The organism is Synechococcus sp. Cu2B8-bc1011 (genome assembly GCF_047302735.1).
GTDB lineage: Bacteria > Cyanobacteriota > Cyanobacteriia > PCC-6307 > Cyanobiaceae > Synechococcus_C.
In genome coordinates this window covers 1,171,571-1,184,882 of the sequence record NZ_CP138915.1, presented here as the reverse complement: position 1 = coordinate 1,184,882, position 13,312 = coordinate 1,171,571, and the positions used below count along the sequence as shown (strand labels likewise).

The following is a 13,312-nucleotide window of genomic DNA, read 5'->3' as shown; positions in this document are numbered from 1 at the left end:
CATGCCACGTCAACCCTAATCCTGCTTCCTTTACTGGCCAGCCTGTGGATCCAACGGAAACATCTCGATCAATGTACTTGCTTCATTCTAAGTATTTTTCTTTGGGTAATGGTGGTGATCAACACCTGGATTGCCTTCATGGGAATGGGAGTACGCAATGGCTGGATTGATCACATTTTCCTTGCCCTGGCCGCGGCAAGCGTAGAGGTCTACTTCCTATTCAGGCCTGCATCAGAGCCTGAGACTGCATAACCCCAGCTGAATGCATCAGCGTTAAATCAAAGCTAAGGGATCCGGTCATAAAGATGGCCGATGTAGTGGTGTAACGATGAAGAACCAGCAAAGAGCGCTTCCTTAGAATTGATTGAATAGGTCTCAATCCACTTGCAAAATCGAACCAATCCTCATCCTCAAATTCCCACCTATTTGGTTGCAGTTTCATCTGCCTTTTTAGTTGAACTGTTTCATTTGGAATACAGCGGACCATTTTTAGTTGGACATTCATTCCTAGTCGGACTGGTCGTGGGGTTATTTGGCTGGCTACTGGCCTGGGGATTATGGCGATTCTGGAGAGTGTTTCCTTACAAACGCTTGGTGAAGATCAGAATCAAGGTTTATTTCAACGAATAAGGACTCAGAACCAGAACCCATCAAAAAAAATGAATGCAGCGCTGACTGCATTCCCCCTAAGTAACCAAGCAAGCATCAAAACACGACAGCAGAGCGAAGGCGTCCAGAGCCACCATCAGCCAGCTGCTCTAACTCGAGATGAAGCACTTTGGATTGAGAATCAAGGCGAGCTTGAAACCCCAAACCCTGCTGGGGTAATCCATCCATGAGAACACGATTTTGGGCCCTCCCCCCTGCCCTCATCACACCATCGAGTCCGTAGGCGGGCCCGCAACGCATCAACACCTGACCGCGCCAAATCGGTGAAGGTGCAGCTCCCACGCTGTAAATAATGGTTGGAACTACAGCCTGGGTGTTCTCTGAATCCAAGCCGATCGCCAAAACGGGCTGCCGGCCAGCCATGCCACAGGGCCATTGAGGGGAGACAGCAGGATCCACCACCCAGTCAGCCCCTATCGCTAATTCATCACGAATCAGCTCCAAGGTGCGGCGTTGCTGCGCCGATTCACGCAAACGGTTCGCCATGCTTTTCCCTAGGCGTAGATCAGCGGCGATCAGCTGCAGCAACACAACAAACAGCATGCTGCCAAGGCTGAGGGAGAGCAAAAGCTCGATCAAAGTGAAGCCACACTGGGCATGGGTTGGAGAACATTGCTTGAACATCCACTTAGCTCGCTGAGACATAAGGCAAGCAACGACTACTGCTTAAGCGGCCGCTTTTAGAAGGAAGTGGATCCTGATACGAGCCAAGACGACTCACTCCCAAGGGCAAGCTCACCACCAAACAACGTGCTTTCTCTAATCGCTGATGACTGAGCACAGCGATTCCGCCATCCAAGAGCAAACCATTCGCGGTAAAGCGCAGCACCGACGGCAGGTTGGTCGTCAAAACAATTGGCCCATGCTCAAAAGCCTCCTGCAACGACAAGCCAATCCCAGTACAGGAGGGAATCGCACCAGGCAGGAGATCGTCATCCGGAGCACGAAACCCCTCCTCGGTGAGAGCCATTCCACAAGCTCGCTGCTCACGCTTGGCAAAACTGCGAGCTCGATCCAAACCCATCTGCAAGCGTCGCGCACTGGCATCCAGCTGAAGCTGATCACGATCGCTGCGGCCCGTTACGAATGGAATCGACAGCACAAGTCCCAGGACACTCACCACCATCAGCTGCTCGATCAAGCTCATGAGCTCAGAGCCTCGGGCTGGCAGAGGCCATAGGCCGCAGGCGTAAACAGCAAACGCCTCTTCAATGGAGGCGCTTGTGCCTGGGAAACAGCACTCAGCTCCAACCAATAACCAAGCCCCTGCGGATCGGCTATCCAACGGCTGCGAACATCCGATCCAATCGGCAGGCGATCAACCACGGCTGTTTCTAAAGCCGTTCCGTTAAAACGGCAATCTGGCGACCTTGGATCGAGCAAATCAGCGGATACCGGTGCTGACTGAAGCCAACGATGGGTGGCGATGCGCGACGACTCCAGCTGAAGTGCAAGCTCCTCCCATTGTTTGGCGCCTTGAATTTCAATGGCAGCCTGATTCCACACACCAAGTGCGGCGCTACTGCTACCAGCCAAAACAACAGACGAAACCACCAGTTCAACCAAGGTCATCGCTGGCCCTCCAGCTGAGGAACTCGGGCCTGAAGCTGAACATCACCAATCTCGAGTACGGCAGGAGCGATGGGATCTAACCCAAACCGAAAGCTTCCGGTTCGGCCGTCCGCCAATTGCAGTGTCAATTGCCCACTGCCAGTGCTGGGCTGCCAATCGAGGAGAGACCATGGAATCTCAGCCACCACCCCACCACTCAACGCGAGTGGATCGGCACCTTCGCAGGACTGGGCGACGGCAGACCAATCCGTGAATGGCCAGGTCAGCAAACAAGATTCAGGCCCAAGGGCAGCTGCTGCAAACGCTTGTGCCGCGGAACGCAACTGATCAGCAGCATGTTCACGTCGTCGAAGGGCCGTTACACGCAACCGACCTTGAAGGCTCAGCGTATGAAGAGAGGCGCTCCCTAAGAGCAACACCGCTGACGCAGACAAAGCCAGCGGCAAGACAAAACCAGCCTGAGCTTGAGGGCGAAATGCCGTCGCAAGCGACACAGGATCAACACGCAACTGGATGAAGTGTTCCCCAGGCGAATCGCAAAGCGCCGGACAGGGCCTGACCATCCAACAAAACACCCGTGCCATCCCCCATCAGAGGGACAGCAAGAGTCAAAACAATCCCCCAAAGAGGGGGTCTCTCAGATCTAAATCAATGTAAAAGTGTAAGAGGAAAGAAAACCGAAACGGTCAGACTGTGGGCATGAGGGATCAAGAAGGTCAACAACCCAAATCTCAAGTGCTGCTCGTTGATGACGATCCAGAGCTGCTTCGCTTTCTCTATCAAGAGTTCACAAGCGACAAGGTGACGTGTACCTGCAGCAAGACTGGTAGCAAAGCCCTAACACTGCTGCGACAGCAACGCTTTGACCTTGTGGTTTTGGATTGGAACCTGCCCGATTTCGACGGCCTGGAGATCTGCCAGCGCCTGCGCAGCACTGGCAACACCACACCGGTGCTGATGCTCACGGCCCACGATGATCTCGACGCACGCGTGCAGGCCCTCGACTATGGAGCGGACGACTACCTCAGCAAACCCTTTGAACTGAGGGAACTGCATGCACGGGTTCGAGCAAGGCTCAGACGCGGCACATTCGCCGCTTCCGAAAAACAAAAAGAACAGCTGGAGCTCGGCGACCTCCGCATCAACCTCCTACAACGAGCGGTGCATCGAGGCGAACACAAGCTCTCGCTAACGCAACGGGAATTCGATCTCCTCTGCTACTTGATTGAGCACCCTGGGGAGGTGCTGCACCGCCAAAACATTTTGGAAGGAGTCTGGGGGGCGCCGTTCGTGGGTGATCCCAACACCCTGGATGTCTATATGGGCTACCTGCGCCGCAAAATCGAGAAGCCAAATCATCCCCAACTTCTGCACACCATTCGCGGGGTTGGATTCATGGCGAGGGTGGAGACAATGAGCGCCTGAAGCGCATCTGACAATCAGCGCCACCGTCGGGTGCATCAGCAATCTGCAAGTTGCCATCCATCGCTTTGAGCAGGGCATCCACAAGCGATAAGCCAATTCCAGAGCCACGAAGGCGAGACGAGCTGGTTCCACTCCTGAACCGCTGAAACTCTAAAGAGCGCTCTGATGAGGACATTCCATTTCCAGAATCAAGCACATGCAGCACGATCCAATCCTCCTCAATCGAGGCCTCCAAACTCACCGGGCCTTCGCTGTCGAGCAACGCATTTCTAACCAAGGCATCAAGGCACTCTTGAAGCCGGCGATGATCAGCGATCAAGGTTGAAGGTAATTCAGAGGCCGGTGATGGCAACAGCAAACGACCATCAGCAACCAAGCCAAGACGTTCATAGGCAATCAGCAACTGTTGATCGACATCAAGGGGCTCCAGTTGCAAGTCCAAACGCCCCGCATTGGCGCGGGATAAGTCACGCAACATCGTGATCATCAACCCCATCCGCTTGGCTTCTGAGGCCATCACCGAGATAGGTCGTTGCAACTCAAGGGGGAGCGGATGCCGCTGAAGACGTTGGGCGTGGCCCGACATCAAGGTGATAGGCGTACGCAGCGCATGGGCCACTCCATCAACAAAGCTGCTCTCAAGCTTCCAGGCGACAGCCAGGCGTTGCTGCAGGTGATTGAAAGCCAAAGCAATTGGGCGCAACTCGTGCGGCTGATGATCCGGATCAAGCAGATGGTCACCAAGGTTGTCAGCATCGAGAGCCTGCAACTGATGTTCAAGCTTTTGAAGCGGTAACTCCAGTCCACGCCGAAGCACAAGACGCAACAAAACAAAGGTCAACAAGATGGACCCACCAGCCACCGCGAGCAACAAAAGCTGGCTGAAACGCTCCTTAGCTAGGGAATCGGTGATGTTTTGACGCAGCTCCAACCACTGCCAATCACCCTGCGCTGTCGACACCCGACGACGACTCACCAGCCACTGCTCTCCTCCTGCAAGGGATTGCTGCTGAGGGAGCAACTCAGGCCCTTCGGAGTGAAGGCGGATCTGCAGCGTCTCGTTTTCTAAAGGCAAAGCGGGAGGTGTTGCACCCCTGAGCTGCAGGAGCAAGGAGGCCGCTAAGCGCTGGTGATTGTCACGGCGCTGGGCATCCGCCAAACCAGCATGAATCACCAAGAACAAGGCATAGCCTGCGATCACGGAGATCAGAGCAGCGGACTGCAAGCCAACCCGCAGGGACGGCAAAGACTGTTGTTTCCGCGGTAAAGCCAGAACCATAAGAACGTTCTTAGAGAGCTCTAGCTGTTTTCACTGCTACTGGCCATTCATAAAAGCAATGCTTGATCTGAGGGCATAAATCGTGCCGAAGAAACGACAAACCAAAACAACATCATGACTTCACTGAATAGCCGCATGCAATTGGCCCTGATCAACCGCAAGAAAGGCCGCAATCTGCTCGAAAAGGGCTTCACCTTGGTGGAGCTAATGATCGTGATTGCGATTGTTGGCGTTCTATCTGCTGTAGCACTTCCTAATTTCCTGAGTCAAACAGACAAAGCAAAAGCAACGGAAGCAAAAACAGTAGCAAGTGCTTATCTAAAACAAATTTATGCCGCCTATCAGGAGGGGGGTTCTACCGCGGCGGGCCAACCCGATGGGACAGGAAGCATCCCCTGCCCAGAAAACACTAAATATTTTAGCTATGCGTGTGATGAAGATGGATCCACTAATCAAATTGTAGCGACAGGATTAGCAGCATCTGGAAATCTAAATACAAAAACAATCACTTCCAGCGTGAACCTCACGGGAACGGCAGCAGTTACTGGTGGCGCTGCAGCTATAGCAAGCGGAACAATCACAATTGGCAACCCTGTTTAAAAGACAGAGCCCTATCAAGGCTTAATGCCTAAAGGGAGGTCTCAAAAATTCTGACAACAAATCAAATCACCGTTAATTAGCCGATGGAGCAGCCCGATGAAAAAATTGAGCACTATCAACACATCAGAGAGAAACAATAAAGAGCGTAGTGGGTTCACATTGATCGAATGCATTGCAACTGTTGCGATAGTTGGAATCCTCTCAAGCATTGCACTCCCAAATTACATGAATCAAGTGAATCGCACCAGGCAAAATGAAACAGCTTCCGTAATCTCCCAGATTCAAACCACGATCGCCGCTTACGCCGATGAATTTGGTGTACTGCCAACCAGCTGGGCAGACTTAAACAACACCAATGCAATCATGACCGAGAACGGACCTGCTACAAGTAGTAATTTTTCAGCAATCAACTTGGCCGGAGGTTTTTATAACGCAGCCATCACGCATACCGACAACTTATTCACAATCACCGCAACCCGCGACGACGTAACAAACCTCAACGTCATCGCCTGCATCAATCTGACCAACGGCGCCAGTGGGATCAACCAGGGCAAGGGCACTGCAGACACCGCTGCCACAACTCCTAACTGTGGATAAATGAACTCTCCAAGGACCATCACCATCAAAAAATCGGGGCCAAAGATTCCGGCAAAAGAGCAGGGGCTTTCTTTGTTGCTCGCCTTGATGATGGGAATGGTGCTGATCGCAGGGGTAAGCGGATTACTGCTGCGGCAACTGATGGGACGAAAGCTTGGAGCCGCCGAGAGCTATCAGCAGATGGCCGAAACGGCAGCCTTGAATGGGTTTAACCGAATCCTCAGCGAGCTGAATGAGGACAACCACAGCACCTACAAGGGATACCTCTTCACCCTTAATCACAACGGCGGCGATCCAGAAAATCCTGGGTCTGAGCAGTGGGGATGGAACGCTGCCAACCAGACAAACTTCCCGCTCAGAGAGCTCTGCACCGATCGAAGTCACCTACCAGCAGCGGTGCCTCCTGACACAGGAACCTCGAACACTCCCCATACGGATCTAACAGCAGGCACATCCAGCCAACGCAACGATGGACTGAACAACATCAAACTCCAGTATCGACTGAGGGGCTATGCAACAACAGCAACAGCCACGAACAACGGAATAGGAGAAGGGCGTTTCCAGATTGAAGGCATTGTGCTGCGTGATGGGGATGATCCCAAAACAAGTTACCTAGCCAGAACGCTCTTATTACGCTCCCTATATGTGAACTCAATCGTCGCAGGCGAGGGCGACTGGGCTGTGTTATCAGGCCCCACACTCTTCCTCGGTGATACCAAAATCCTGAAAAGCAGTGGAGCAGTAGGCGAAGGAAAAATTCTGCTCAATGTGAGTAGCGCTGAGCCCTATCAAACGGCAACGGGATGCTTTCCAACCAATCTGCTTGGTGATGTTCAAGCCAGTGCTAGCAACAACAATCTCGAAAACAGAATCATTCCAATCCTGGAGAAGGGCCTTCCGACAAGCAATATCTGGGACTTAGGACGGTCCGAGGACAAACAGTCAGGTTCAGACAATGTACGGATCTGGACCTTTGATGACACTCAAAGCCTGGTGGAATGCCAGTCCATTGCCTGCAGTCGAGATACCAACACAGCAACTGCGCAGAGCCGATCAGACCTCGAAGAAAATAATGCCGCTGTGATCCGACTCAGTGCTAATGAACTATGCAATGGCACAGGATCCGACTGTCACGTATTCGTTGAACACATCAACCTCAACAAAACCAGGTTGCTGATCGAAACCAGCGCCAACAGGCCCGTGGTCTTGCATTTGGAATATCCAGGAACCTCCACCGTTGCACCCTCAGAACCTGGCATCACCGGGAGCATCAATCTCGGCAACGGCAGCCAACTTTGTGGCGTGAACAGTGGGGAAACAACCTGCAACGCTGAACCGGAGCAACTCGTGATTCTCTCAGGAGCACCGAAGCCCCCAGGCGTACGCACCTGTTCTGTCACTCCACAAACCGACCAATACGTACTGGCCTTTGATGGCGACAGCCTGCCCAATGCAATTATTCATCTCATTCCAGGTTTTGTCTCAACAGGCAGCAGCACCACAAAGCTAAATGGCCTGATCTGGGCTGATGGAATCTGCACCAACTCAGGACCATTCTCCTTGATCACCGACACCAGCGGAGGCAGCAGCGTGGTTCGCGATCTCAATGAACTTTGGGACTGGGAAAATAAAAACTTTCCTGGCTATGGCCAGCTGGTGACGCGAGGTATTCGGGGCACTGGCCTGGATACATTCCGCCGTTGGTAATTCAACTCTCATTACACCCTAAGAATTGGATTAATCAATACAATTATAATGAGCGAGTAGCTTCATCATTCACACATTGATTTAACCAAACAGAGTGAATACCAAGGGTCGCTATCGACACCGAAGTCAATGCAAGGTGCCAGCCAAGGGATTTACCATGGTAGAGGTCTTGATCGCTGGAATTTTAATGGCCTCTGCCCTCGCAGCAGTGGGCAGGCTTTCAGTGGCGGCGCTCAGTGTTAGTGCACATTCATCCGCAAGAGCCAGTATTGAAGCAGCAATCAATGACAACATTCAGACCATGCAAAAAGAAGATTCCTATTTCACACGAGAATGGATCGAAGACAATACAAATATTGATTTCAAAACGGCCTGTAAAAGTCCGGCCGGCACCTTAAATGATCATCTCCAATCCGTTGATCCAGAGCCAAGGCTAAAGGAGATCACCCGCACTTTTGATGCCAATACAACCCCAGGAATCTTAAAGATTGCTTATAGCTTTCAAGGGCCAGAACAGAATATCGGAGAAGAACTTAGAGTTATTGAAATGAATCCAAATTTCGCTTCTCAGTGCTACACAACACTATGAAGAAGCGCCAATTTGAAGGATTTTCGTTACTGGAACTAATGGTAGCAATCGTGATCATCACGATTGGCTTATCAACGTCAATCCCCACCTACATTCGCAACATGCGACAAGGTGAAGTCGATCGCTACACCCAGCAAATTGAAGCTGGCTTCTTCGCACTTCGTGCCAAGCTGGGCAAACAAAAAACAAGTTGCACGCTCAGATTTGATCACTCGGGTCTAAGCAATTTTGTACCTCCCGCAGATCTGGTAGAGATGGGCAAGCATCCTGAACGGCTTGAATGTTGCAATAGCGATATCAGGGCAGCAGGAGAACCAAGTGGCTGTACTTATGGACCCCAAATCGGAACTTTACTTGCATCCTCTATTACTGATTCACAACAAAAAAGCAAATTAGAGCGTGATCGGTCTTTGCGCTTATTAGGCCGAGAAGGCAATACTGAATCAAAGATGGTAGAAGTTTCTGTTAATTCTGCAACCTATGAATTAACGCCACCAGGCACTAGCACAATGTCAGACAATCTAATCTTTCTCATTCGTTCAACAAAAACTGATGAACAACGGCTGCGCACACGTTGCTTACAAATTTCCGGCACCGGTACGGTATTGAGCGCAAGCTGGAATTACGTGACATCAAGTTGTGAACAATAGGTTCAAATTCCTCAGACAGACCTCAGTCCATCATCATCACATACAAAGATTCAGGTGGAAATAATCGCCGATACTAAGAGCATTAAGTGGTCCATACGTTATGACAATTAAAGCATTTCTACTCACGATTCAACGCAAGCGACAGAAGAGGAATGGTTTCGCTGGCATGAGTGAACTGGTCATCGCAGCTGGGACGGGAGCACTCTTAATCATGGCTTCTGGCGCAGCTTTGCAATCCACTGGCACATTAATCAAACAGTCAGAAGAGAAAACAACTCTCCGACAGAATTCAATCAATGGCTTGCGGTTGATGCGATCAGAAGTGGAGCGCAGTATGCATCTGGTACTCAACAAAACTGAAAGCACCTCTGAGGATAAAAATCACATTAACCTCAGCGACAGTCGCTATAGCTCTCTTCTCAGCGAATGCTCAGCTCTTGCAGGAAGTAGCGTCTTTAAGCCAATATTTGGCGTCAAAATGGTTGAATTAAGTAAGCCAGTACTTTACGGTGTAAGCCTTGGATCAGGCGGCTATAGCATCGAACGCTGTGGAGCACCTCTCGATCCTGATGGCAAATACAAAGAAACGGAAGATCTCTTCTTATCACGGGTCATTGATCACGTTGGAGCTATTCCCTGTCGCCAGGAAAGCGAGCTCAATGAAGGAGAAAGTTTGTCCACAGTCTGCGAGGACAATGGGTCTACACTGGCACAGATACTTACAGAAACAAACTTTACATTTACTGGTGGTAAAACGCCCAGCAGAAGTGAGCGACAACCAGCACTGAGAATCGAAACAGACACGAACTACAAGCTGGTAAAATTCATAGATCCTACCCAATCAACGGAAGACAGTATCAATCAGAGCTTCATCAACAAACTTGGAGTAGGAGAGAAAAAAATCACCTTTCAACCTCTCTATTTCACGGCATTTGCTAGAGCAGACAAACGCATCAATAATTTCGGAGATGAGGGGAAAGGAGGATCCATAAGTGGTGCATTCTTCCAGACCATCACCAGCAACAAGGTGCGCTTTGCAGTGGATGGGTCGGGCTCTATGAGTGCCTGTGTGATGTGGGGTGAGGGCTATGGCTCATGGCGTCTCTACTTCAATCCCAACCAAGGTTGGTACTACTGGAACAACCGAATTTGTGCTCTCACTCGAATGGAGGCACTCATCAGTGAAATGACGATGATCCTTAATAAATTGCCAATTGACACCAAAATTGGTATCACATCCTTTAGTTCAGAGGGTAGGGAAAACAACAAGGAATGGAGTGAATCCAAGGATGGCTTGGTAAGGATTGGAGACAAGGACAAGAGAAATTCAGCGATTGCCTTTGTAAACACTCTCGATGATTCAAGGGCAAACGAATGGGGTGGTACCTACCCATGGGAAGCAATACAGAAAGCCTTTGATGATACGGAGACAGATACCCTCTATATCATGTCTGATGGACAACCCAACAAAAACAGGAATGGTGATGACTGGTCTAACTCGTTTGATCAAGATCAATCCACAGCAGATTACTACGCAAATGAAAACAATAATAGAAACCATGATGGCGAAGATCGAGCTCTTATTGTCAACTCCACATCGCTTGGTCTTGAGTCAAGGTGGTTGGAAATGCTATCAGAAAAGACACAAGGCTATTACAATCAAATTAACAAGGAAACTATACAAGAAAGCAGCTAACGACAAACCCAAAAAGGCCAAGGTAGCAATTTTAGAGAGAAGGAAGCGTTAGCTTAGATAAGACCATATGAGTTTAGAGTGACAGCAGAAGGTGCAATGAAGCAGAGTCGCAGTACATCAACACAATGCAACTCTGCATCAATCATAATAAAAATCAAAGAAAATAATTCTATTCATTAGCCAATTGCAAGCACGAACTCGAGACCATTGACGAGTCAATGATCCAAAAACAACAGCAAAATAATTACAAATTAGCTTAAATGACAGAAGAAGAAAAAGGGATTAAGTGGAGCAAAGGCTGGCAGTGTTGCAAACAACATATATTACGGAAAGAAAACGGCCAAAAAGCTGGCCATTAGCGGCCAATAAAAAGACAGACGTAATGCGCTTCAGACTGGAGAAAATCCTTCAACACGATGTCGATCAGCAACAACATGGGGAAGCCAGCACCAACACTGAACAAAAACTCGGCCCCTGGATCAACCAAAACTCATTGGCAGCACTGGGATTGCAGGCAAGTAGCCGTCGCTTTCAGGCAACTTTCAGGCAACTTTCACCAAACCCTTGCGCGCTCGCTGATCAAAAGTAAAATCTGCCTGAGCAAGCACGGACCGTGCAAATCCACTAATACCCCAAAAAACAATGAGCGTCCTCAACAGCCGCATTCAACTTTCAATTCTCAGCAGAAAGAAGGAGCCTGGTCTGGTTCAGAAGGGCTTCACGTTAGTGGAGTTGATGATAGTCATTGTGATTGTAGGGATTTTGAGCGCAATCGCTTTGCCTAACTTCCTGAATAACACCACCAAAGCAAAAGCAACTGAAGCCAAGACTAAAATTTCCGCGATCTTGAAAGATGCTCACGCTGAATATCAACTTGATGGACAGATAGCAACTGCTATAGCTGCTGCTGAAGAGCAAGCAGAGGAAAATGATTCCGATAATTTTACATACACTGCGGAAGAAGGGGCTGCTGATGATCAAGTAACGGTTACTGCAGAAGCCAATCCAAGCGCTGATGGAGGTGACGCAACCCTAGTCACTGCCGAGACGGATGGAACTGCCCTTGATGGGTGTGTGAATCTCACAACAGGAAAAATCGAGATCAGAAAATCATTTAAAGACGACACTGCACTTGACTGCAGCGCTTAAATCAGTTTCAATCTAAATCTAAAGTCAAAAATCATCAAGACCATCTCAATGATGATCTTGATGATTTTTTTATGCCAATAACATTGCAATTAAACGCTGTCTCAAAAAAGCTGATAACAAGCATCGGTCATCTCAAGCGGTGAGAAAGCAAGATGTTCAGGTAATTTGCACATTATCGAAATCAGAAACTGCGACAAATCTGGAACCAAATCATCAATCAACCAATAAAAAGGTATAAACACAACAAGCCAAGTATTTTATCCAAGAACCCATTGTATCCACATCATTTCCCATCCACTATCTTAGTGCACTAAGCAGGCATCAAAACTCATTTTCAAGCTCTGTCATCGCCACTTTATTTTAAAGCTGGAGTCCAAACCTTATAGAGCAATGATGATTGGGACATAACATGAAAGACAGGAGTCGTAGCAGAAGCGGCTGAATCCCATCCATGTCTAGCCTGTTGAATTAAAAAAATTAGCGCCTCCTCTGGCTTTTCCTTGAATCCCTCCTTAATATTAGCTGAGGAAAAGATGAGAGTTCGTGTCTACCTGGCTCAACAGACGTGATTGCTATAGGCCACTAGGGCTCAAAGGCTTCACCTTGACAGAGGTGATCATCACTGTGGGAATTGTTGGCATTTTGAGCTCAATTGCCCTGCCCAATTATTTTCGTCAAATCCAAAGAACGCACCAGGCTGAAGCGAACGCGACGATGGCACAGATGATGGCAACGGTCGCTGCATTTTCTGATGAGTTTGGAACGCAACCCAAGCGATGGGTTGACCTGAACACCATGACAACCTTGATGACAAATCAAGGTCCAGCCGTGATAGAAGACGGCGAATTAACGAAGACCATCACCCTACCTGGTGAACGCTATCAATTGAATCGAATCAACAGCATGAATGCAGACAAATACTACGTATTTGAAGCTATAGCAACTAACACAGCAGCGTCGGATTTCAACATCATTGCTTGCATTGATCTTCAAACTGGCGCTAGTGATCAAATCATTGGCCGCAAAGATGAGGCGGCAAATATTAACTCATTAAAATGCCAAGGGAGTAGCGGATGAAGATCAATACCACTAGAACCAAACATTGTCGGAAGGACGAAAGCGGGATTGCAATATTACTGGCGCTCATGCTGGGATTGGTGCTGAGCGCCGGAGCAAGCGCTTTATTGATTAATCAATTATACGCAAAAAGGCTAAGCAGCTCAGAAAGCTATCAGCAAATATCAGAAGCTGCTGCACTGAATGGATTTAACAGGATATTGGCGCTGCTGAACAACCCAGACAAAGATCAATATCGGGGGTTCCTTTTTACGATCGACAATCAAGAAAATACGTCTGCCGCGAATAATGGATTCACCTGG

Annotated in this window: 16 protein-coding genes; 11 read left to right on the top strand and 5 right to left on the bottom strand. The window is 49.2% G+C overall.

Annotation, left to right across the window (positions count from 1 at the left end; all coding sequences use genetic code 11):
• Nucleotides 1-108: 108 nt before the first annotated feature.
• Nucleotides 109-252: a hypothetical protein gene (locus SIC18_RS06180; RefSeq protein ID WP_413430418.1), complete on the top strand. Its 144-nt coding sequence runs from the start codon at nucleotides 109-111 to the stop codon at nucleotides 250-252.
• Nucleotides 253-705: 453 nt separating this feature from the next.
• On the opposite strand, the gene SIC18_RS06175 is transcribed toward SIC18_RS06180, so the two are convergent.
• From SIC18_RS06175 to SIC18_RS06160, 4 genes are read right to left on the bottom strand one after another with little or no spacing between them, the layout of a single operon-like run.
• Nucleotides 706-1,293: a prepilin-type N-terminal cleavage/methylation domain-containing protein gene (locus tag SIC18_RS06175; RefSeq protein WP_413430417.1), complete on the bottom strand. Its 588-nt coding sequence runs from the start codon at nucleotides 1,291-1,293 to the stop codon at nucleotides 706-708.
• A gap of 4 nt (nucleotides 1,294-1,297) precedes the next feature.
• Nucleotides 1,298-1,816 (bottom strand): GspH/FimT family pseudopilin, encoded by a 519-nt coding sequence (locus tag SIC18_RS06170; protein WP_413430416.1) that lies wholly within the window; start codon nucleotides 1,814-1,816, stop codon nucleotides 1,298-1,300.
• The gene (locus SIC18_RS06165; RefSeq protein WP_413430415.1) at nucleotides 1,813-2,241 is read right to left on the bottom strand and encodes a hypothetical protein; all 429 of its coding nucleotides are present in this window, start codon (nucleotides 2,239-2,241) and stop codon (nucleotides 1,813-1,815) included. Before SIC18_RS06165 ends, SIC18_RS06170 begins: the two co-directional genes overlap by 4 nt.
• Nucleotides 2,238-2,825: a hypothetical protein gene (locus tag SIC18_RS06160; RefSeq protein ID WP_413430414.1), complete on the bottom strand. Its 588-nt coding sequence runs from the start codon at nucleotides 2,823-2,825 to the stop codon at nucleotides 2,238-2,240. Before SIC18_RS06160 ends, SIC18_RS06165 begins: the two co-directional genes overlap by 4 nt.
• Nucleotides 2,826-2,940: 115 nt before the next feature.
• Here SIC18_RS06160 and SIC18_RS06155 point away from each other — a divergent pair, with 115 nt between their 5' ends.
• The gene (locus tag SIC18_RS06155; protein WP_413430413.1) at nucleotides 2,941-3,666 is read left to right on the top strand and encodes a response regulator transcription factor; all 726 of its coding nucleotides are present in this window, start codon (nucleotides 2,941-2,943) and stop codon (nucleotides 3,664-3,666) included.
• Here SIC18_RS06155 and SIC18_RS06150 read toward each other — a convergent pair.
• On the bottom strand, nucleotides 3,635-4,891 hold the full coding sequence (locus SIC18_RS06150; protein ID WP_413430412.1) for a sensor histidine kinase: 1,257 nt from the start codon (nucleotides 4,889-4,891) through the stop codon (nucleotides 3,635-3,637). The genes SIC18_RS06155 and SIC18_RS06150 overlap by 32 nt on opposite strands.
• 168 nt (nucleotides 4,892-5,059) lie before the next feature.
• Here SIC18_RS06150 and SIC18_RS06145 point away from each other — a divergent pair, with 168 nt between their 5' ends.
• From SIC18_RS06145 to SIC18_RS06105, 9 genes are all read left to right on the top strand, one after another.
• Nucleotides 5,060-5,545, top strand: coding sequence for a type IV pilin protein (locus SIC18_RS06145; protein WP_413430411.1), 486 nt, complete (start codon nucleotides 5,060-5,062; stop codon nucleotides 5,543-5,545).
• Nucleotides 5,546-5,641: 96 nt separating this feature from the next.
• Nucleotides 5,642-6,142, top strand: a complete 501-nt coding sequence (locus SIC18_RS06140) for a prepilin-type N-terminal cleavage/methylation domain-containing protein (protein WP_413430410.1) — start codon at nucleotides 5,642-5,644, stop codon at nucleotides 6,140-6,142.
• The gene (locus SIC18_RS06135) at nucleotides 6,143-7,849 is read left to right on the top strand and encodes a hypothetical protein (RefSeq protein ID WP_413430409.1); all 1,707 of its coding nucleotides are present in this window, start codon (nucleotides 6,143-6,145) and stop codon (nucleotides 7,847-7,849) included.
• Nucleotides 7,850-8,036: 187 nt separating this feature from the next.
• The gene (locus SIC18_RS06130; RefSeq protein WP_413430408.1) at nucleotides 8,037-8,438 is read left to right on the top strand and encodes a hypothetical protein; all 402 of its coding nucleotides are present in this window, start codon (nucleotides 8,037-8,039) and stop codon (nucleotides 8,436-8,438) included.
• Nucleotides 8,435-9,088, top strand: coding sequence for a type II secretion system protein (locus SIC18_RS06125; protein WP_413430407.1), 654 nt, complete (start codon nucleotides 8,435-8,437; stop codon nucleotides 9,086-9,088). The genes SIC18_RS06130 and SIC18_RS06125 overlap by 4 nt, the downstream gene beginning before the upstream one ends.
• Before the next feature lie 166 nt (nucleotides 9,089-9,254).
• Nucleotides 9,255-10,784, top strand: coding sequence for a VWA domain-containing protein (locus tag SIC18_RS06120; RefSeq protein ID WP_413430406.1), 1,530 nt, complete (start codon nucleotides 9,255-9,257; stop codon nucleotides 10,782-10,784).
• 286 nt (nucleotides 10,785-11,070) lie between these two features.
• Complete coding sequence (locus tag SIC18_RS06115; protein WP_413430405.1) at nucleotides 11,071-11,373, top strand: hypothetical protein; 303 nt, start codon at nucleotides 11,071-11,073, stop codon at nucleotides 11,371-11,373.
• A 53-nt stretch (nucleotides 11,374-11,426) separates the two neighbouring features.
• The gene (locus SIC18_RS06110) at nucleotides 11,427-11,933 is read left to right on the top strand and encodes a type IV pilin protein (RefSeq protein ID WP_413430404.1); all 507 of its coding nucleotides are present in this window, start codon (nucleotides 11,427-11,429) and stop codon (nucleotides 11,931-11,933) included.
• 612 nt (nucleotides 11,934-12,545) lie between these two features.
• Nucleotides 12,546-13,010, top strand: a complete 465-nt coding sequence (locus SIC18_RS06105) for a type IV pilin protein (RefSeq protein ID WP_413430403.1) — start codon at nucleotides 12,546-12,548, stop codon at nucleotides 13,008-13,010.
• Nucleotides 13,011-13,312: the final 302 nt, after the last annotated feature.